The sequence below is a fragment of the Vibrio sp. MA40-2 genome, from assembly GCF_047302445.1.
Taxonomy (GTDB): Bacteria; Pseudomonadota; Gammaproteobacteria; order Enterobacterales; family Vibrionaceae; genus Vibrio.
The window spans coordinates 1,983,319-2,004,792 of sequence record NZ_CP178628.1; the positions used below are offsets into that span (position 1 = coordinate 1,983,319).

At 41.6% G+C, this 21,474-nt stretch carries 18 protein-coding genes; 11 read left to right on the forward strand and 7 right to left on the reverse strand.

Annotated features, from left to right (window positions below):
- Positions 1-27: 27 nt before the first annotated feature.
- Entirely contained in the window at positions 28-1,152 is a 1,125-nt protein-coding gene (gene ald / locus ACLKML_RS16600) for an alanine dehydrogenase (protein WP_413284127.1), read from the reverse strand.
- A gap of 290 nt (positions 1,153-1,442) precedes the next feature.
- Between ald and lrp the strand changes: the two genes are divergently transcribed.
- The 5 genes from lrp (at position 1,443) to serS (ending at position 8,833) form a co-directional block, all read left to right on the forward strand.
- Positions 1,443-1,937: a leucine-responsive transcriptional regulator Lrp gene (lrp, locus tag ACLKML_RS16605; RefSeq protein WP_317716280.1), complete on the forward strand. Its 495-nt coding sequence runs from the start codon at positions 1,443-1,445 to the stop codon at positions 1,935-1,937.
- A gap of 228 nt (positions 1,938-2,165) precedes the next feature.
- Positions 2,166-5,162 carry a DNA translocase FtsK gene (locus tag ACLKML_RS16610; protein ID WP_413284128.1) on the forward strand — a complete coding sequence of 999 codons (2,997 nt, stop codon included), beginning with the start codon at positions 2,166-2,168 and terminating at the stop codon, positions 5,160-5,162.
- A 162-nt stretch (positions 5,163-5,324) separates the two neighbouring features.
- The gene (gene lolA, locus ACLKML_RS16615; RefSeq protein WP_413285914.1) at positions 5,325-5,942 is read left to right on the forward strand and encodes an outer membrane lipoprotein chaperone LolA; all 618 of its coding nucleotides are present in this window, start codon (positions 5,325-5,327) and stop codon (positions 5,940-5,942) included.
- Positions 5,943-6,086: 144 nt separating this feature from the next.
- On the forward strand, positions 6,087-7,436 hold the full coding sequence (locus ACLKML_RS16620; RefSeq protein WP_413284129.1) for a replication-associated recombination protein A: 1,350 nt from the start codon (positions 6,087-6,089) through the stop codon (positions 7,434-7,436).
- 104 nt (positions 7,437-7,540) lie between these two features.
- Positions 7,541-8,833: a serine--tRNA ligase gene (gene serS, locus ACLKML_RS16625; protein ID WP_413284130.1), complete on the forward strand. Its 1,293-nt coding sequence runs from the start codon at positions 7,541-7,543 to the stop codon at positions 8,831-8,833.
- A 176-nt stretch (positions 8,834-9,009) separates the two neighbouring features.
- Here the strand turns inward: serS and bioA are convergent, their stop codons facing one another.
- Entirely contained in the window at positions 9,010-10,290 is a 1,281-nt protein-coding gene (gene bioA, locus ACLKML_RS16630; RefSeq protein WP_413284131.1) for an adenosylmethionine--8-amino-7-oxononanoate transaminase, read from the reverse strand.
- Between the two features lie 207 nt (positions 10,291-10,497).
- Between bioA and bioB the strand changes: the two genes are divergently transcribed.
- The 4 genes from bioB to bioD all read left to right on the forward strand — a co-directional run bounded on the left by bioB (position 10,498) and on the right by bioD (position 14,446).
- On the forward strand, positions 10,498-11,550 hold the full coding sequence (bioB, locus tag ACLKML_RS16635) for a biotin synthase BioB (RefSeq protein WP_413284132.1): 1,053 nt from the start codon (positions 10,498-10,500) through the stop codon (positions 11,548-11,550).
- A gap of 2 nt (positions 11,551-11,552) precedes the next feature.
- Entirely contained in the window at positions 11,553-12,779 is a 1,227-nt protein-coding gene (gene bioF, locus ACLKML_RS16640) for an 8-amino-7-oxononanoate synthase (RefSeq protein WP_413284133.1), read from the forward strand.
- Positions 12,780-12,977: 198 nt separating this feature from the next.
- A complete protein-coding gene (gene bioC / locus ACLKML_RS16645; protein ID WP_413284134.1) occupies positions 12,978-13,760 on the forward strand; it encodes a malonyl-ACP O-methyltransferase BioC in 783 nt (260 codons plus the stop codon).
- A complete protein-coding gene (bioD, locus tag ACLKML_RS16650) occupies positions 13,757-14,446 on the forward strand; it encodes a dethiobiotin synthase (protein ID WP_413284135.1) in 690 nt (229 codons plus the stop codon). Before bioC ends, bioD begins: the two co-directional genes overlap by 4 nt.
- A gap of 193 nt (positions 14,447-14,639) precedes the next feature.
- On the opposite strand, the gene ACLKML_RS16655 is transcribed toward bioD, so the two are convergent.
- The gene (locus ACLKML_RS16655) at positions 14,640-14,807 is read right to left on the reverse strand and encodes a hypothetical protein (RefSeq protein ID WP_413284136.1); all 168 of its coding nucleotides are present in this window, start codon (positions 14,805-14,807) and stop codon (positions 14,640-14,642) included.
- A 326-nt stretch (positions 14,808-15,133) separates the two neighbouring features.
- Between ACLKML_RS16655 and ACLKML_RS16660 the strand changes: the two genes are divergently transcribed.
- Both ACLKML_RS16660 and htpX read left to right on the forward strand, forming a co-directional pair.
- Positions 15,134-16,093 (forward strand): hypothetical protein, encoded by a 960-nt coding sequence (locus ACLKML_RS16660; protein ID WP_413284137.1) that lies wholly within the window; start codon positions 15,134-15,136, stop codon positions 16,091-16,093.
- Positions 16,094-16,321: 228 nt separating this feature from the next.
- A complete protein-coding gene (htpX, locus tag ACLKML_RS16665; RefSeq protein ID WP_413284138.1) occupies positions 16,322-17,185 on the forward strand; it encodes a protease HtpX in 864 nt (287 codons plus the stop codon).
- 104 nt (positions 17,186-17,289) lie between these two features.
- Here the strand turns inward: htpX and rsmS are convergent, their stop codons facing one another.
- The 4 genes from rsmS to dinG all read right to left on the reverse strand — a co-directional run bounded on the left by rsmS (position 17,290) and on the right by dinG (position 21,232).
- Complete coding sequence (gene rsmS / locus ACLKML_RS16670) at positions 17,290-17,475, reverse strand: pleiotropic regulatory protein RsmS (RefSeq protein ID WP_413284139.1); 186 nt, start codon at positions 17,473-17,475, stop codon at positions 17,290-17,292.
- Positions 17,476-17,564: 89 nt separating this feature from the next.
- Positions 17,565-18,233 (reverse strand): primosomal replication protein PriC, encoded by a 669-nt coding sequence (gene priC, locus ACLKML_RS16675; RefSeq protein ID WP_413284140.1) that lies wholly within the window; start codon positions 18,231-18,233, stop codon positions 17,565-17,567.
- 19 nt (positions 18,234-18,252) lie between these two features.
- A complete protein-coding gene (locus tag ACLKML_RS16680; RefSeq protein ID WP_413284141.1) occupies positions 18,253-19,032 on the reverse strand; it encodes a sulfite exporter TauE/SafE family protein in 780 nt (259 codons plus the stop codon).
- A gap of 79 nt (positions 19,033-19,111) precedes the next feature.
- Entirely contained in the window at positions 19,112-21,232 is a 2,121-nt protein-coding gene (gene dinG, locus ACLKML_RS16685) for an ATP-dependent DNA helicase DinG (RefSeq protein ID WP_413284142.1), read from the reverse strand.
- Between the last annotated feature and the right edge of the window lie 242 nt (positions 21,233-21,474).

A 21,474-nucleotide genomic window follows, 5' to 3' on the forward strand; every position in this document is an offset into this window, starting at 1 on the left:
GGCAACTGCTAGCTGCCAGTAATACTTTCAATCAAACATTAAGATGGCAGATTTTGCCTCAACGTACTCTAAATCAAAACTTTCTGCGACCTCTTTACAAGTAACGTGACCATGAATAACATTAAGGCCGTTTAAGAAACCACTGTCCTCAATAAGCGCCTGTTTATAACCTTTGTCTGCCAGTTTTACAATATAAGGTAGCGTTGCATTGTTCAGGGCGAAAGTTGACGTTCTCGCCACCGCTCCTGGCATATTAGCCACACAGTAATGCACTACATCGTCAACAATATAAGTAGGATCCGCATGTGTCGTGGGGTGCGAAGTTTCAAAACAGCCGCCTTGGTCAATGGCCACATCAACAATAGCTGCCCCCGGTTTCATTTTTGAAATATGTTCACGCGTGATAAGTTTTGGCGCAGCAGCACCTGGAATTAATACCGCACCGATCACCAAGTCTGCGTCTAATACCAGCTGTTCCAGAGCATCAGTAGTAGAATAAACCACTTTTGCTTTGCCTTGAAACTCTTCGTCTAATTGACGTAATGTGTGAATATCTCGATCGAGTATTGTCACGTCAGCTCGCATACCCACAGCGATTCTAGCCGCATTAGAACCAACAACGCCACCGCCCACAATCACAACTTTAGCCGGAGCAACGCCAGGAACACCGCTAAGTAGCAATCCTTGTCCCGCATTAGATTTTTCTAGTGTTTGTGCACCTGCTTGAATAGACATACGACCCGCAACTTCAGACATCGGCGCGAGTAGTGGCAGACGACCCATATTATCTGTTACAGTCTCATAGGCTATACAGACGGCTTTGCTCTTGATAAGCTCTTCGGTCTGTGGAAAATCTGGCGCAAGGTGCAGATAAGTAAATAATATTTGTCCCTCACGGAGCATCGCGCGCTCCACAGATTGCGGTTCTTTTACCTTTACAATCATTTCTGCTTTGGTAAATATATCCAAAGCAGTAGCAAGTATGGATGCGCCTACAGCGATATAATCATCGTCTGAAAAGCCAATACCTGAGCCAGCATTGGTTTCAACTAAAACTTGGTGGCCGTGTGAGACTAACTCTCTAACACTCGCAGGGGTCATGCCCACACGGTACTCATGGTTTTTGATTTCTTTAGGTATACCAATAATCATATTATGTCCTTTTTCTTTTATGGTTGTAGCGGCTTAGCCTGTAGTTATAGCCAATTTGCTTTGTCGTTAGCGCTAATTTGGTTTGAGATAGCACTCATTTGGTTTATGGTAATAGCGTTAATAACTAGATTTATGGTTTTAATATCAGTTTTATAGTTGTAATAACTAGGTTTTTAGTTTAAAACCCAGATATACATCTAGAATAAAATGTAGAAAGTAATATTTGATTCTGCATATTACCAAGTTGTAATATGTTTTTTTGCAGGGAAGTTAAAAGGTGGAATAAAAAAATGGCAGACAACTACAAAAAGCCGTCCAAGGAACTGGATCGTATCGATCGCAATATATTGAATGAATTGCAAAAGGATGGTCGTATTTCGAATGTAGAACTGTCTAAGCGAGTAGGTCTTTCACCTACACCATGCTTGGAGCGTGTTCGTCGATTGGAACGACAAGGGTATATCATTGGTTATACCGCATTATTGAACCCACAATATTTGGATGCATCTTTACTTGTATTTGTAGAGATAACCCTGAATCGTGGCGCACCTGATGTATTTGAACAATTTAATACCGCAGTACAGAAGTTAGATGATATCCAAGAGTGTCACCTAGTTTCTGGTGATTTTGATTATCTTCTTAAAACTCGTGTATCGGATATGGGAGCATATCGTAAACTGCTTGGTGATACATTGTTACGATTACCCGGTGTAAATGACACTCGTACTTATGTTGTTATGGAAGAAGTGAAACAATCGAATCAATTGGTTATCCAGACGCGATAGAGGATGATTTATGCAAGCCTCAAATTTGGACTAGAGTCTGATTAAGGCTTGCTATAAATTGGGTTTCGGTTGATGTTATGATTAAATTCAACTTATTAAAATCGTACCCATGAGTCGAGCGGCAGTTGCCGCTCGGATTGTTTATACAACAGAGTAATGTTCTGTTATACCCAAAGCGTAAAAACGAATATATCTAAAGCGTAAACCAAGAGTAAAAAACGAAATTCTATGTTCAAAGAGCAAAAAGCGAAAGTACAAACTATCTTAAAAACCGGTGATGATGGTGATAAACGTCGTCTGAATGGTTTTCAACGTCTACAAGAATGTTGTTTTATTCTTGGTTCTTTAGCCGCTATTTTTCTGGCTATTTCTCTGTTCAGTTTTAGCCCTGCCGATCCGTCATGGTCGCAAACATCATGGGGAATGGAAGTGAACAATTCTGCCGGCCTGTTAGGAGCGTGGGTAGCGGATACTTTCTTTTTTGTTTTTGGCTCATTAGCGTATGGGTTACCACCGGTTTTGATTCTGCTTACATGGGGCTTGTTTCGTAAAAGAGATGAAAAAGATCCGATCGACCTGATGCTTTGGGGCACCAGAATATTAGGCTTAAGTTTAGTTATTCTGACCAGTTGTGGTTTAGCCGATATAAATTTTGATGATATTTGGTATTTCTCTTCTGGTGGTGTAATCGGAGACGTATTAACCAGCTTATCCCTTCCTACATTAAATGTGTTAGGTACCACCATTGTATTACTATTTCTATGGGGAGCAGGACTGACTCTTGTTAGCGGAATTTCTTGGCTATCGATTGTCGAGTTCTTAGGGTCGACTTTTTTAAATACAATTGCTTGGATGCTCAACTCGTTGCGTGGAAGCAACAAAGAAAAATTGCAGGCTGTACAAAATGATTATGTAGCCGAGTCGTCGGACGAACAACAACCCTTAGACAGTCCAATTGTTCATCATTTTGAACAACAGGATAAACCGCAACCGCGTAGATATAATATTCATGTGCCGAATGAAAATGCCTCTACCGACGCAGCGAATCAACAATCCGACACGGTTAATCGCTCTTCACAATTGGATTCAACGATTGAGAAGCTAGAACAAGATGCGCAAGACAATGATGATTTTCCGGTTATTAACCTAACCAATCCCGATCATACTGTCGCGCACAGATCAACGTCGCGTTCTACTATCTCGCACTCGCAGCAAATCGGCTCGCAGCAAATCGAACCGTCAATATCGCTAGGTAATATAGATAGTTTGCTCGATGATGACGAAGATAAAAAGCAACAGGAAGTCGTGGTGCAAGATCCAGTTGCAGCAAAAAGTGATGACGTTAAAAATATTAGCGTTAAGGATACGGGTGTTGAAAATCTTGACGTTGAAAATAGCGCAGCAGACCATTTACAGGCCAATAACCACAACCTTGATGCTCACACTGTTAATTCTCAAGAGCTTGCAAGCAATAACGTTGCACCATCAGATGAGGCTGCTCATCTTGTAGAGCCAGAATCTACACCAACTCCATCTACACAAGCGTCATCTACTGCAACTATATCCGACCAGCCACAGCTATCCAATCAGCCACAACCATCCAACCAGCCACAGCCAGCCGTTGATAACGATTCATTGGCATTCCAAGATCTAGTGGCTGAAGCGCAAAAAAATATGGCAGGAGAGCAGAATCCATTTTTGATGCAAAAGCAGCAAGATCTGCCAGTTCCTACTACGCCGTTACCCGCATTGGACTTACTTTATTACCCTGAAAAACGTGAAAATCAAATCGATAGAGAAGTACTCGAAGATATCGCTCGATTAGTAGAATCGAAATTAGAAGATTTTAAAATCAAAGCGAGAGTGGTTGATATATTTCCGGGCCCAGTGATCACCCGTTTTGAACTGGATTTGGCACCGGGAGTAAAAGTTAGCCGAATTTCAGGTTTATCCATGGATTTAGCCCGTTCACTTTCTGCTATGGCCGTGAGGGTTGTTGAAGTGATCCCGGGTAAACCATATGTTGGTCTAGAACTGCCAAACATGACTCGTCAAACCGTGTATTTTTCTGATGTTGTTGGAAGTAAGATATTTCAAGAATCGACTTCTCCAACCACGGTTGTTATGGGGCAAGATATTGGCGGTGAAGCCGTGATTGCCGACATTGCTAAAATGCCTCATGTGTTGGTGGCCGGCACAACAGGTTCAGGTAAGTCGGTTGGTGTCAATGTTATGATCTTGAGTATGCTTTACAAGGCCAAGCCTGAAGATTTGCGCTTTATCATGATTGACCCAAAAATGTTAGAGCTGTCTATTTATGAAGGCATACCGCATCTATTAGCTGAAGTTGTTACCGATATGAAAGATGCCTCCAATGCATTGCGTTGGTGTGTTGGTGAGATGGAACGTCGCTATAAACTGATGTCGGCATTAGGTGTGAGAAATGTTAAGGGCTTTAATGATAAATTAAAAATGGCCGCAGATGCAGGCCACCCGATTCATGATCCATTATGGAAAGCCGGTGACAGTATGGATGAGTTACCGCCATTACTGGAAAAACTGCCTTACATAGTCGTGGTAGTCGATGAGTTTGCCGACTTAATTATGGTGGTGGGCAAAAAAGTTGAAGAGTTGATTGCAAGGCTAGCACAGAAAGCACGTGCGGCTGGTATTCATCTTATTTTGGCGACTCAGCGTCCATCAGTAGATGTGATTACCGGCCTTATTAAAGCCAATATCCCTACGCGTGTAGCGTTTACAGTTTCAACCAAAACGGACTCTAGAACCATTCTAGATCAAGGTGGCGCTGAATCTTTATTAGGCATGGGTGATATGTTGTATCTACCACCGGGGTCCAGCCATACGATTCGTGTCCATGGTGCCTTTGCATCTGATGACGATGTTCATGCGGTGGTAAATGATTGGAAAGCCCGTGGGCAGCCAAATTATATTGATGAAATAATTAAAGGCGAACAGACAAGCGATACCTTATTACCCGGTGAAAGCCTCGATAGCGATGAAGATGTTGACCCACTGTTTGACCAAGTTGTGGAGCATGTGGTTCACAGCCGTCGTGGATCGGTATCTGGCGTGCAACGACGATTTAAAATTGGCTACAACCGAGCAGCACGTATCGTGGAGCAATTAGAAGCACAAGGTATCGTTAGTGCGCCAGGCCACAATGGCAATCGTGAAGTTATTGCACCGCCGCCTGTGAAAGAGTAGTGTCAGCGCTTGTCGGAGCGATAGGTTGTTTTAGGAACTAACTGGCACCGAGTGAGTCCAATAAATCAGTATTAATATGACCGAGTTTAATGAATGAAAAAATTGTTTAGCCTGTTTGTATCATCTAGTTTTGTATCGCGTTCTTATAAACCACGCTTTGGTATGTTGCGTGGTTGTCAATCCACCGTTGTCGCATTGACTGCGCTACTGTTTAGTACCTCCGTTTTGGCAACCGCCAAAGATGAATTAAATTCGCGCCTATCCAAAACTGACGGATTTAGCGCCTCTTTCTCGCAAACGGTGATCAGTGCCGACAATGAAATTGTTATGCAAGGAGAAGGGCAGGTAGAAATCGCTCGTCCGAGTTTATTTCGTTGGACCACCACATTTCCCGACCAAAATACTCTCGTTTCTGATGGCAAAACCTTGTGGTATTACGACCCGTTTATTGAGCAAGTGACCATCTATTGGCAAGAACAAGCCACCGCGCAAACTCCATTTATTCTATTAACACGTAATAGAGCCAGTGATTGGGATAACTACAACGTAGCGCAAAATGGCGACCAATTTATTTTGACTCCTACTGCGGTCGACTCTAATCAAGGTCAATTTGAGCTGAATGTGGATCAAAGTGGCGAGATTAAAGGGTTCAATGTGATTGAACAAGATGGTCAAAAAGGCCAATTTGTCTTCAATAACTATCAAAATGACGTGCCAAACAAACAACGTTTTAACTTTGTTATTCCAGATGGCGTTGAAATTGACGATCAGCGCGAGTAATACTCTGGTATAAAATGAATATGCCGGTATAAAATGAATATGATGGTAGAAAATGAATATGCTGGTAGAGCGTGAATACGTTGGTAAAAAGGATGTTTGTCTTAGCCTAAAATCAGAATAACAGTGAATGAGTAACGACCGTTTATGAGTAATTACAGTTTAGACTTTGCCGCTGCTGAAGATTTTCGGCCACTTGCGGCACGAATGCGACCAACAACAGTACAACAGTACATCGGTCAAGAGCATGTTTTAGGTGAAGGTAAGCCGTTGCGCCGAGCATTGCAAGCGGGGCAAATACACTCGATGATCCTCTGGGGTCCACCCGGAACAGGCAAAACCACCTTAGCAGAAGTGGCGGCCAATTACGCTAATGCCGAAGTAGAACGTGTTTCTGCGGTTACTTCCGGAGTAAAGGATATACGAGCAGCGATAGAAAAGGCTCGAGAGAATAAATTGGTTGGTCACCGAACCATTTTATTTGTCGACGAAGTACACCGTTTCAATAAAAGTCAGCAAGATGCCTTCTTGCCCCATATTGAAGATGGCACCATTACTTTTATTGGCGCGACTACAGAAAACCCCTCGTTTGAACTTAACAATGCATTATTATCACGTGCGAGAGTGTATAAACTTACCTCGTTAAATAATAACGCTATTTTACAAGTCATGAACCAAGCGATAAATGATCAAGAGCGCGGGTTAGGCAAAACAAAAGCACACTTTGCTGATAATGTGTTAGACCGATTAGCTGAACTGGTTAATGGTGACGCACGTATGTCACTCAATTATCTTGAGCTACTGTATGATATGGCGCAAGAGAATGAAGAGTCGATAAAGCAAATTGATTTACCCTTGTTAGCCGAGGTAGCGGGGGAAAAAGTATCTCGTTTTGATAACAAAGGAGATATTTGGTACGACCTTATTTCAGCGGTACATAAATCGATCCGTGGTTCCGACCCTGATGCAGCGCTGTATTGGTCTGCAAGAATGATGGTGGCCGGTTGTGATCCACTGTATATCGTACGTCGTTTACTGGCCATTGCCTCCGAAGATATTGGTAACGCCGACCCACGAGCCATGCAAATCGCCGTGTCAGCATGGGATTGCTTTACTCGCATAGGTCCAGCGGAAGGGGAACGTGCGATTGCTCAAGCTGTAGTGTATTTAGCATGTGCGCCAAAAAGTAACGCAGTTTACACCGCCTGGAAACAAGCGTTATCTGACGCACGTGACCAACCTGAATATGAAGTGCCTCATCATTTAAGAAACGCTCCCACCAGTTTAATGAAAGATATGGGCTACGGAGAAGAGTATCGATACGCGCATAACGAACCTAATGCTTATGCTGCCGGAGAAAATTACTTCCCACCAGAAATGGCACAAACACGTTATTATTTGCCCACCAACCGAGGCTTAGAGAGCAAAATAGCGGAAAAGTTAGATTATCTTGCCTCGTTAGATGAAAAAAGCCCACAAAAGCGCTATGAAAAGTAGTGCTTTTTGGATATCTTTACTCGATTAACTATTCTATAGCGCATTGATAACGATATTACTGTTGATCAAGCGTTTTTTCTCAACTAAAAGGCATAGGATTAGCAATGCTAGATTCTAAATTACTTCGAACAGAGCTAGATGAAATAGCTGGAAAATTAGCCCGTCGAGGATTTACTCTCGACGTAGAAACCATTCGTGCACTTGAAGAGCAACGCAAATCGTTGCAGGTCAAAACAGAAGAGTTGCAAGCGCTACGAAATTCCCGTTCGAAGTCCATCGGTCAAGCGAAAGCAAAAGGCGATCATGATGAAGCTGCCCGTATTCTAGCTGAAGTTGGTAACCTAGGTAGTGAACTAGACGAAGCGAAAGCAGCGTTAGCCGACCTGCAAACTAAGCTGGAAAGTATTAGCTTATCGGTTCCGAATTTACCTGACGATTCTGTACCAAACGGCAAAGACGAAAATGAAAACGTCGAAGTTGCTCGTTGGGGTGAACCGAAAACGTATCCATTTGAATTAAAAGATCATGTTGACCTTGGTGAATTGGCAGGTGGCCTTGATTTCCAAAGTGCCGTGAAAATTTCTGGTTCGCGTTTCATCGTGATGAAAGGTCAATTTGCTCGTTTACATCGTGCTCTTGCCCAGTTTATGCTTGACTTGCACACTGAACAGCATGGTTATACGGAAATGTATGTGCCTTATTTAGTCAATCATGACAGCCTTTACGGTACAGGACAGTTGCCTAAATTTGGTGAAGATCTTTTCCATACCAAACCAGCAACAGAAGAAGGTCAAGGTATGTGTTTAATACCAACCGCCGAAGTGCCTGTTACTAATATGGTACGCGATACGATTACCAATGAAGCAGATTTACCGCTTAAAATGACCGCTCATACACCATGTTTCCGCTCTGAAGCTGGGTCGTACGGTCGTGATACACGCGGTCTTATTCGTATGCATCAGTTCGATAAAGTGGAGTTAGTACAAGTAACTAAACCAGAAGATTCGATGAATGCATTGGAAGAGTTAACCGGTCATGCAGAAAAAGTGTTACAGCTTCTAGAGCTACCTTATCGTAAAGTGGTGCTATGTACTGGCGATATGGGCTTCGGCGCTTGTAAAACTTACGATTTAGAAGTGTGGGTTCCTGCTCAAGAGACTTACCGAGAAATTTCATCATGTTCTAATATGTGGGATTTCCAAGCGCGTCGTATGCAAGCGCGTTTCCGTCGTAAAGGCGAGAAAAAACCTGAATTAGTGCATACATTGAATGGATCAGGTTTGGCGGTAGGGCGTACTATGGTGGCAGTGTTAGAAAACAATCAGCAAGCTGATGGCCGCATAGAGATCCCACAAGTGTTGCGTAAGTACATGAATGGTTTAACCCATATCGGTTAAGGTTAGCTCGGGATTACGTTTATTTCGAACTAATGTTAATTTCGAACTAACGCTAATTTCGAACTTAAGCTAATCTCGAACCAACGCAGATCTTAGTAACATCATTGCAAATAAAAGCCGACAATACTATGTCGGCTTTATTGATCTTATTGCGTCATTTACTCGAGCGAACTTAACTAGTCTACAAAGCAGGCTTCATTTTGTACCGCTTTTTCAATCACTTCTATTAGCTGATTAATTTGTTCTTCACTACTGATATACGGTGGCATGATATAAATTAACTTACCAAACGGCCGTATCCACACGCCGTTGTCGACGAAAAACTTTTGAATGACCGTCATGTTAACCGCTCGCTTGGTTTCTACCACACCAATAGCGCCTAGCCAACGGGTATCCTTGACTAACGGGTACTGATTCAAGCTAGGCAGTTTGGCGGCGAAAAGTGATTCAATCGAGGCAGTTTGTGTCTGCCATTCACCCGATTCTATTAATTGCATACTAGCCGATGCCACTGCGCATGCTAAAGGATTGCCCATAAATGTAGGGCCGTGCATAAAGCAGCCAGCTTCACCGTTGCACACCGTATCGGCAACATGCTTACTGGTTAATGTTGCAGACAGAGTCATATAACCGCCGGTTAATGCTTTGCCCAAACAGAGAATATCGGGTTGGATATTCGCATGTTCACAGGCAAACAGTTTACCAGTTCGCCCGAAGCCAGTCGCAATTTCATCCAGTATAAGAAGCACATCAAATTCATTACATAACTGGCGAACTTGTTTAAGAAATTCAGGATGGTAAATACGCATCCCACCAGCACCTTGAACAATAGGTTCTATTATCACTGCGGCAATCTGCTGGTGGTTTTCCGTTAGTTTGTGCTTAAAGTCGGTTATATCATTAGGATCCCATGTCTGCCAGAAGCCAGTTTGGGGGGAGTCAGCAAATATATGTTCAGGAAGAAAGCCTTTGTACAGGCTATGCATAGAATTATCTGGGTCGGTAACCGACATTGCAGCAAAAGTATCGCCATGATAACCATCACGCAAAGTTAAAAATTTGGATTTAGGCTTACCTTTGCTATGCCAATACTGCAAGGCCATTTTCAAGCTTACTTCTACGGCCACCGAACCTGAATCCGCCAAGAAAACCTGTTGCAAATTATCGGGTGTGAGTTTGAGTAATTTTTTGCACAAATCAATCGCCGGTTGATGAGTTAAACCACCAAACATCACATGAGAAAAGTGGTCAATTTGTTGATGCGCAGCAGCATTTAGCAGTGGATGGTTGTAGCCATGAATAGCCGACCACCAAGAGGACATCCCATCTACTAACACTTCGCCAGATTCTAACTGAATAGTTGCGCCCTCGGCTCGTGATACTGGATAGCAAGTCAACGGATTTACCGTGGAAGTATAAGGGTGCCATATGTGTTGCCGATCAAAATTTAAATCCATAAATTACCAATTGATTGTTTTGTGCTCATCTGTAAACTTAAATGCCTTTATGATAGTTGACAGTTTAAAGCTTATCAGTAGACTAGCCAAGTATTACAAAGCACGCTGGTTAAAAAGCGGCGCGACTAGTCCGTACTAACAAGAATAAATCCGGTACTAACAAGAACAAACAAGAAAAAATAGAGACTCAACTAAAGGAAGCATCACGTGGAAGTTCGTCATAATTGGCAAGTCGAAGAAGTTCGTGCATTACTAGAAAAACCTTTTATGGACCTGTTGTTTGAAGCACAGCAAGTTCATCGTCAATACCAGCAACATAATTATGTGCAAGTCAGTACGCTTCTTTCGATTAAAACTGGTGCCTGTCCCGAAGATTGTAAATATTGCCCACAAAGTGCCCACTATCGAACCGATGTAGATAGAGAACGCTTAATGGAAGTGAAAAGTGTGTTACAAGCAGCAACACAAGCCAAAAATGCCGGTTCAACGCGTTTTTGCATGGGTGCGGCTTGGAAAAACCCTAAACAACGCGATATGCCTTATTTAAAAGAGATGATTAAAGGGGTTAAAGAGTTAGGTTTAGAAACGTGTATGACCCTTGGCATGCTCACGCCAGAGCAAGCCAATGAGTTAGCTGACTCAGGCCTCGATTATTACAATCATAACCTCGATACATCACCAGAATATTACGGCCAAATCATTACTACTCGAACCTATCAAGATAGGTTAGATACTTTATCGCATGTACGTGATTCTGGTATGAAAATCTGCTCTGGTGGGATTATTGGTATGGGAGAAAGTGTTAATGATCGCGCCAGTCTGTTTGTTGAGTTGGCTAACTTACCGGTTCATCCCGAAAGTGTACCGATCAACATGTTGGTCAAAATCAAGGGAACACCGTTAGAGCAAGCGGAAGATGTTGACCTATTTGATTTTATTCGCCTAATTGCTGTGGCGCGAATTATGATGCCACAATCGGCTGTCCGCCTGTCTGCTGGACGCGAAAACATGAACGAACAAATGCAAGCGCTCTGCTTTATGGCAGGTGCCAATTCGGTATTTTATGGTTGTAAATTACTTACCACACCAAACCCAGATGAAGACACCGATAGGCAACTGTTTAATAAGTTAGGAATCAACAGCATGCAAGTGAGTCAAAAACCGGATCAAATACAAGAAAATGAACTGCTTGATAAAGTGATGGAACGAGTCGCTGCACGGCCGGGCAAAGATGATCTGTTTTATGATGCAAGTGCGTAACCGTGCCGTTTAATCAGCGTATTCAGTCTGAACTAGTCGCACGAGTTAACGCAGGACTCGATCGAAAGTTGACGGTGCTTGAAGGAGGCAATCAGTCCACTTTCACGCTTCGCCAGCCTGGTTCTGTTAAATATACAACTGGTTCTACGGAATATACAACTGGCTCTGATAAATATAACGACAACCTCAATCGAGTAGAAAAACACTATGTGAATTTTTCTAGCAACGATTATTTGGGCTTAGCGAGCTCATCTGAATTAGCGCAAGCATGGCAGCAAGGAATCGACAAATATGGCGTCGGTAGTGGTGCATCACCGTTAGTCACGGGGTTTTCACCTGCTCATCAAGCTTTAGAATACACGCTGTGTGATTGGTTAGGTTACAGCCGAGCGGTAGTATTTAGTTCGGGTTTTAGTGCCAATCAAGCGGTGTTATTTTCTTTATTACAAAAAGATGATCTTTTACTGCAAGACAAATTAAATCATGCCTCTTTGTTAGAAGCCGGCAAGTTAAGCCCAGCTCAGATGAGACGTTTTAAACATAATGATATTGAACAGTTACGTCACCTTTTGCTCAGCCGCAAACCGCAACTAGTGGTTACTGAAGGTGTGTTTAGTATGGATGGTGACCAAGCGCCTCTTAATCGAATTAATCAGGCGGTTAACCAATCTAATGCTTGGTTAATGGTCGATGATGCGCACGGTATCGGGGTGTTAGGTAAAAATGGTGCGGGCAGTTGTCAACTAGCGGGCATTAAGCCGCAATTGCTGGTGGTGACCTTTGGTAAAGCATTTGGTTTATCAGGCGCAGTGGTACTTTGTAATGCCAGTACCGGCGATTACTTAACTCAGTTTGCTCGTCATCATGTTTATTCAACTGCATTACCGCCTAGCCAAGCTTATGCACTCAACCATGCTGCGACTATGTTGCGTACTCAACAATGGCGTAGAGATAAATTAGCCGAGTTGTATCATGCTTATGACAAAGGTTTAAACGGTCTTGCTGGTTTTGTTGCTACCAATACGCCGATTAAGCCGTTTATTTGTGGTGATGTTGAGCGAACCTGTCGACTTGCTAATCAACTTAAAGCATCAGGTAATTGGGTTACCGCAATTCGTCCCCCTACGGTAGCCAAGCAAACGAGCAGAATAAGAATTACCTTAACAGCGAATCATACTGTTCAACAAGTGAATCATTTAACTCATAGTATCAATATGTTAGCTAATTAATCAGTTGGCTTAGCCAGCCAGTTTAACCAGTCTACTTAGTCAGTCGATTTGACCTGTGAGTTTAATCAGTCAGTTTAAACAATATAGACGTAGAGTGCACAAATACAGGGGTTGGGCGTATAAACCCAGCGATAGAATGCATAAGTGCCGAGTTAGGATGCATAAATACAGGGTAGAATATATAAAGTGAGAGGGACAATGGCCAATAACCTAACTCGTAAAGCAGCGATAGCTCAAGCTTTTAGTAAAGCGGCGTCAAATTATGACCAACATGCTCAATTCCAAAGGCAAGTCGGCAGAGATCTATTAGCTCAATTACCGCTAGATTTAAAAGGGTTAACGGTATTAGATATCGGTTGTGGTACCGGCTATTTTTGTCAATGCCTTGCGGAAAGAGGCGCACAAGTGGTGGCGTTAGATTTATCACTAAGCATGCTGAAACAAACTCAGATTCGTTGTCAATCGCAAACCGTACAATACTGTCAAGCCGATGCCGAAGCGCTGCCTTTTGTCGATCAACAATTTGACATGGTATTTTCTAGCTTAGCATTGCAATGGTGCGACAACTTAGCTGTGCCGCTAAACGAGTTACAACGAGTCACGAAACCCGGTGGCAAAGTGGTGTTTTCTACCTTAATGGCTGGCTCGTTAATAGAGTTGCAACAAGCATGGTCTAAAATTGATTCACATCAACATGTCAATGTATTCCTTAATAAAAACCAAATAAAAATTGCGTTAGCGCAATCTGGATCACAAAATCATCACTTAAACTGCTACCCAGTTCAGCTTTGGTATTCATCTGCATTCAATTTAATGCGTGATTTAAAAGGAATTGGAGCGACTCATGTCAGCGATAGGGCGGTGGGTTTAACTAAAAGACACACTTTATTGCGGGTGGAGAAGGAATATCAACGCTTTACAAATAATAATAATTTGTTGCCTGCAACTTATCAGGTCTGTTTAGGAACTATTTTTTTATGATCAAAGCATTTTTCATTGCCGGTACCGATACCGAAGTAGGTAAAACCGTTGCTTCAAAAGCCATATTACAAGCACTTGCCGATAAAGGCCTGGCCACTATTGGCTATAAACCTGTCGCCGCAGGGAGTGAACAAACAGCCGAAGGGTTGAGAAATTCAGATGCGCTTCATTTACAACAGGCCGCATCGTTAGATGCCGAGTACGCTGATGTTAACCCTTATGCACTTGAACATGCGACCTCTCCTCATATTGCCGCTAAATTTGATTCGGTCGATATTGATTTCGCCTTATTAAGCGAAAAATTAGCAGTGCATAAACAAGCGGCAGATGTGGTATTGATTGAAGGTGCAGGGGGCTGGCGGGTACCTATTTCAGATAGTGAGTGTTTATCCGCTTGGGTACAGCAAGAAAAGCTGCCAGTAATATTAGTGGTAGGCATTCAGTTGGGTTGTTTAAACCATGCCATGCTTTCGGTAGAGGCCATCAAAGCCGATGGGTTAGACATTATCGGTTGGGTAGCCAATCGCATCAATCCAGCAACTGAAAATTACTCATCAATTATCAGTATGTTACAAGATAAAATCTCAGCACCAAAGTTAGGTGAAATTCCTTATGTATCAAGTGTAAAAAGAAAGCACATTGGTAAATATATAGATGTTGATCCTATTCTAAAGGCAGCGGGTTAATTGTATTTTTATTAATCAGCTTTCTATTATAACGATTGTTATTACTACTATTTCTATAATCAGTTCATTAAAGCTGGCTCGTTAAAGCCAGTTTATTTAAATCGGCTGGTTGTAATCACAATGACCACATTAAACCATCAGTAAAAAAGGGTAGCCGAATCAATCGGCTACCCTTTTTTATTGTTCAACGACGCTATTTGTCAGAATTAAGTCCCAATATGGATTGTTGAGCATTCATCACGTGCTTTTGAACCAATGATTGATCACTAATGCCAAGTTGTTCTTTAGCTTGATCTTCAGTGAGCCCTAAGTGGCAACACAATAAATCTATCGCCATTTGAAAGTCGTTGTTCTCAACCATCTTACTGTTCCTTGTGTTGGTTGCAGATGTTTGCGCTGCAAGTGATTGCTATAAATCGTTATGACAAATAATCTACCTGTTCTTATTGGTTTGCTCAATAAGACTAAGGTCTAATGGGGGTTGATACATTTCTCTTTTTAAAATTGTGATGATGGCTCAGTTTCATTATTACAACACTGATTCTAGATAAAGTGACCATCAAATTATTCATAATCTGAATAAAACACAAGTTTTGCATAGAGGCGTAATTATTAAAATATTAATGCTAATGTGAATTGGTACAGATAAAGGCAAAATGGAACGCAATGACTCTACTGGGTGATCTAATGAAAGTTTTACGTTTTACTCTGATAACCTTACTGTTTGCTTTTTGGTCAAATTCATCTGTTGCCGTAACGCAAGTTTCTTTTGATGGCGTTTTGGACGTTTGGCGTGCTAGTGGAAATCGTGCCGTTATAACTGAGAATTGTAATGCTTATACTGGTGATCAAGGTGGAATGAAAGTCGTTATTGTCAATGAGCGATGTAATTTATTGCATTTTTCAATGTTTGTTTTTTACAATGAATGTCAATATTATCGGGATAATCTTGTAAAGATTTTAGGTAAAGAAACAGAGACGTTATTTATTGCAAATGATGCTAATTGCAATAAAGTTTACCAACAACTTCCTGAAAATAAATATAATCAGAACAAAACGGAAATTGTACAACCGGTCAATGCAATGTCAAAACAAGTTAAAAAATCGACGCAATCATCGATACAAAGCAACAATATACAATATGTCATTCAATTCTATTCAGGATTTGAGGTTCCAAATTTAAAAGAACTTAATTGTAGAATTAAAAATACATCAGTTAAAAAAATAAATGGACGGTATTATCTGATGTCAGGTGCTTTTAATTATAATGATGCGAAAATGATATTGGGGATACTTAAAAATCGGTGTGATAGTACCGCATGGATTCGTCCAATAATTGCTGAGGAAATACAATCTATATCTGAAAAAAGTGAGTCTGTGTCAGATACTACTTCGGACGTAACAGAGCCTAAGCAGCTAATACTATCAAAGAAAAAACAGTATGTTATTCAGTTCTATTCAGGCCGAAGTGTTCCTGATTTAGACGCGGTTAAATGCAAAATTCCTAATGTTTCAATCAAACGATTAAATGATATACATTATATAATATCCGATAATTTCGTTTATAATGAAGCGAAAATGATATTAAATACGCTTAAAAAACAATGTGATACTTCTGCGTGGATTCGTCCTTTTCCCATCCAATAAAGAGTGATTTGTACTATTTCGATTCTTATGTGGTTAACGTTATGTATACACGATGCTACAAAAAACATTTGTTGACAATTTGTTTCAATTTTCCACTTAACCTTGTGAACAAAATCAACGACTATACATACAGTATAGTAATGTATTGATTAAATTTGCGAATTGTTTAGTTCAGGGTTAGCAATAATAAAAATTGAGACCAAATAAAGGTTGTATGGAGAAAGTTACATGAAACGAATGATGTTGTTTTTAGCAACTAACTTAGCGGTTGTGTTTGTGCTGAGTATTGTGCTCAATATTGTGTATGCGACCACAGGTATGCAGCCGGGGAGTTTAAGTGGCTTGCTGGTTATGGCGGCGGTATTTGGTTTTGGTGGTTCGATTATCTCGCTATTAATGTCGAAGCGTATTGCATTACGTTCAGTTGGTGGTCAAGTAATTGAGAGCCCAAGAAATGAAACCGAACATTGGTTACTGAGCACGGTAGAAAGGCAAGCTAAACAAGCTGGAATTGGTATGCCAACAGTGGCTATTTATAACGCGCCAGATATTAATGCGTTTGCTACTGGCGCAAAGAGAAACGATTCATTGGTGGCAGTATCTAGTGGGCTACTGCAAAATATGACACGTGATGAAGCAGAAGCGGTGTTAGCGCATGAGATTAGCCATATTTCCAATGGCGACATGGTGACAATGACGCTAATGCAAGGGGTGGTGAATACCTTTGTGATCTTCATTTCGCGATTTATCGCCAATATTGTTTCGTCTGGCGACCGAGAAGAAGGGCAGGGATCGAATATGCTGCTGTATTTCGCTGTGTCATTTTTCTTAGAAATGGTTTTAGGGTTCCTAGCGAGCTTTATTACCATGTGGTACAGCCGCCGTCGTGAATTTTATGCCGATGCAGGTGCAGCAAGTTTAGTGGGCAAGCATAAAATGATTGCCGCATTAGAAAGACTTAAAATGAGCCATGAACCGCAATTAGAAGGTTCTATGATGGCGTTTGGTATTAATGGTAAGAGCACAATGATGCAATTACTGATGAGCCACCCGCCACTAGATAAGCGTATTGATGCGCTTAAAAATAGCTAAAAACGATGATTATAACGGCCACAGACAGCGATTTGTGGCTGTTATACCCCAAAAGGCGACATTACTCGCGACTAGGTTTTTGTTTGTTGTTATTTAGTTAACCACTATTCAGTTGAATGTGAACTAACCTTTTGTTGTAAATCTTGTTTTACTATCTCGATGGCTTTTAGGGCAGTGGTAAGATCGACTTCATTACTCTCCAACAAGTAAATAAGATCAACCGCAAGTTTTATTTCATCAGGGGCATTATCGAGTGGATGAGTTGCTGAGCTATTGGTCTCTGTTTTCATTGGCTTATTGGTTAACCTTGCTATGTTGCTGAATGGGTAAAATCGCTTGTTCCATCGACAGTTCTGCTCTATCCACAGTTGTTATTTTATCATCGACAGTCCTGTTGTATAGGTTGTATAGACAGTATGCGCTGTTGAATGGTTTCTGTCGCTTGCCGACATCGTTCTAGGCGCTGTTGCGCGGCTAACAGCGCTGACGTTTCTTCGCTATAGTCTGCTTGTGGACCCGTTTGTTTTTGTTGTTGAACCAGTTGATTTTTTTGCTCAACTAAATCAGATAAGCGCTGTTGCCACTGCTGATGTTGTGCAAGGTTCGCGTACAACGTTTCTAATTGGTGTTGAGTGTCGTTCGTTAAGGTTGAATGTAATGCTAACTGGCGCGAAATCGCGTTGACTTGATTAACCAGTTTATCTGTTAAAAATTCGGTTCGTTGCAAGCAAGTGTTACTGTCGTTGGCGTTATCGATACTGATCGTAGACATAACGCTTGTGAGTGTTTGCATGGCTTCATCAACGTAAGGCAGTAATAAATGCGAATTGCACTGAAATAATTGATGATCAAAAAGCCGATGCTTGTTGCTAGGTTGATCGTACTTAGATTGACCGTACTTAGATTGATCAGATGTAGGTTGATCGTAGCTAGGCTGATCGCCGTATTGTGCATGATAAGCACGTTGCTTTTCCCGCTTAGTGTCGAGTTCAGATGCCCGCTGAGCGAGGTGGTGTAATTGTGTTTTGATTGGCTTAAAACGATTCATAGCATTTTACTCAAAGCCGTTATGCGGTAACGAACCAGGCATCATAAGCTAACTTCACCGCTAGAATACTAACCACGGTAACAAATACTGGACGGATAAATTTCGCGCCAAATCGAATCGCTGAATGCGCGCCAACAAATGCCCCTGCCATTAAACACACTCCCATGGTTAAACCAAGCACCCAATTGATGTGACCTAAAATAGCAAAAGTAATTAACGATGTGATGTTGCTGGTAAAATTCATTGCTTTGGCAAGACCAGAAGAGAGTAAAATATTGATACGATAAATCGCCATACTACTTACTGTCCAAAACGCTCCAGTTCCTGGACCCGCTACGCCATCATAAAAACCGAGTGTAAAGCCTTGAATCCATTGTATCTTATTTAATTTTTTACTCGGCTTAGGTAATGTATGGCCGTTTGAATCTGGTGTTTTATGCAAAATAGTATAAATAGCGGTCGCTAAGATAATTAATGGCAGCACTTTTTCTAGCCATTCGGTACTCAGTAAATCAACAACCAGTGTGCCAATGGAGGCTCCAATTAAGGTGGCAAAAAAGGCATGAATCCACAATTCGGGGCTAAAAAGCCGTTTGCGATAATAAGTTATCGCCGAGGTTGACGTTGCAAACGTTGCCGCAAGTTTATTGGTTCCCAACGCAATATGAGGTGGCAGCCCAATAGAAAGTAAGGCGGGAACCGTTAACATGCCGCCACCGCCTGCGACTGCATCAATAAAACCGGCAGCAAAAGCTACCAGTGCTAATATAACCAACGTGGCTGGTTCTAACATTTCCATAAGATTTTCCGAGGATTAGATTATAAGCTTGAGATCGGTTGGCTATTTATCGGCTAAATTATCCAATAGTCCGTTTAGATTATTCAATCGTCCGTCTAAATGGCGGTAAGGCATCAAGTAGCAGTTTGCCATAACGTTTACTTACCACTCTGCGATCAAGGATAATGACTCTACCAGAATCTTGTTCCTTACGCAGTAGCCGACCGACAGATTGGATCAGTTTTTTGCTCGCTTCTGGCACCGATATCTGCATAAATGGGTTACCGCCACGGCTTTCTATATATTCTGAATGTGCTTGTTCCACGGGAGAGGTGGGAACCGCAAAGGGAATTTTGCTAATAATCAGGTTTTCTAACAGCTTTCCTGGCAAATCTAACCCTTCTGAAAAGCTACCGGTACCAAACAAGATACTGGTTTTTCCACATTGAGTTAGGGTCTTATGCTTATTGAGAATTTCTGAGCGTGACGACTGACCTTGAATTTGAAGCGCCCAACCTCGTTTTGTAAATTCTGTTGCCACGCTTTGGGCCACTTGTTTCATCTGCCAATAAGAAGCAAAAAGCACCAAATTTGCTTTTTTATCTACAATAAGGTTTGGCAAACATTCAGACAAATAGTCACTAAATTGTGGCGCCTGCGGTTCGTATTTCATTGCAGGTATGAGTAATTCGGCATTATCTTGGTAATTAAATGGTGACGCTAAAGCTAAAAATTGCACACCATCATCTTTGCTATCGCTGTCACTGGCATTGTTAACGGTTTTAACCTTGTTTGCGTTAACGCTGCTTACGCCCACTTGATGACAAAAGAAGCTAAATGAATTTAGAGCACGCAATGTTGCCGACGTTAGCACGCAGCCAACACATCGGCTCCACAGTTTTTGATCTAACTGCCAGCCAACTTCCAAAGGTGAAACGTTGACGATGAAATCGTCTTCTCGTTCCGGGCTAATTTCTAACCATTTAACTAATGGCGCGCCTTTGTCTTTTTTCGGTTCCGCCATTAGGTTCCATACTTTTGCTAGGTTGTCTAATCTTTGATGATAAAAGCCAAGTTCGGCGAGTGCAGGTTCCGCCAGTTTGTTGGATAGTTCACCGTCTTTTAAACGTTCGGCGATCAGGTCGGCAATTTTGCCGACAGCGAGGTTGGCTTTATTTGATAACACTTTTAGATCTTTAGATTCGCTTTGCAACCACTCAGGTAAATCACCATGTTCGAAGCGGTACACTTTGTCGGCAAAGTTATTTGGGTCAAACTGTTTACTTAGCCCACTAAGAGACGGTACCAGCTGTTGAATGGAATCTTGCAATTCATTTCTAAAACGGTTGACGCGTTTTTCATCGGCTAAGCTGGTGAACTTGCTTGATGATTGGTTGAGTTTCTCTAGCCAGGTCACTGCGCCTTTTAAACTTGCAGCTGCAGATGAATGATCTCTGGCAATTTTTGGTAAGTGATGAGCTTCATCGAATATATAGATAGTATTATCCGGTTCAGAAAGAATAACTCCGCCGCCGAGATCAATATCTGCCATTACTAAGCTGTGGTTGGCAATAATGACATCGTTTTTATCAAGCTCAGATCGCGCCTTTTGAAACGGGCACCCTCTATGTGCGGGTAAACCGTTATTACAGCTGTGTTTATCGCTGACAATAGTTTGCCAAATTCTATCGTCAATCGGTTTTGGCCACGAATCTCTATCGCCATCCCATTTCCCTTTAGATAGCGCGAGGTACAATCTTTCTAATAACTCAATGTCAGCTTTATTAGGCTTGGCGTCAAACATGGCCATTTGCCCATCATCAGCTCCGCTCGCGGCGGCGAGTTTTTCTGCGCAGCAATATCGTTGACGGCCTTTAGCAAGAATAAATGAAAAATCCAAATCGGTTATGCGCCGAAATAAAGGGAGATCTTTATTTAATAGCTGTTCTTGTAAAGCAACGGTTGCCGTTGAGATAACCACTTTACGATTGTTTAAAACGGCACAAGGTATCGCACCCATTAAATAAGCAAGAGATTTACCAATACCGGTTCCCGCTTCTGCAACGATAATACGATTACTTTTGTGATAATGGCCGGATAAGGTCTTGGCTATTTCGGCGACTAAGTAATTTTGCGCACGTCTAGGAATAAAGTTATCCAATTGATGTTGTAAGTTTTGATAGCTATTACGAATAGACTTTTCGACTTTGGGATTGAGCATAACATGACCAGCGATAAAGGATGGCGCAGTTTAGCACAGCTATTATGCCTACTCTATTGCTAGAGAATATGTGAGAAATATCACTAAGCATGTTTGAGTTACATAATTATTAATTTTTATTACTGGATAAGAATTTATTTTTATTGGGATTTTATTTAGTTACAGAGCCGATTTAAGTCACATATTTGCTTCTTTTTTAGTAAAAACACGATCTATGTCACAAAAAAAATTGAACCTTTTCA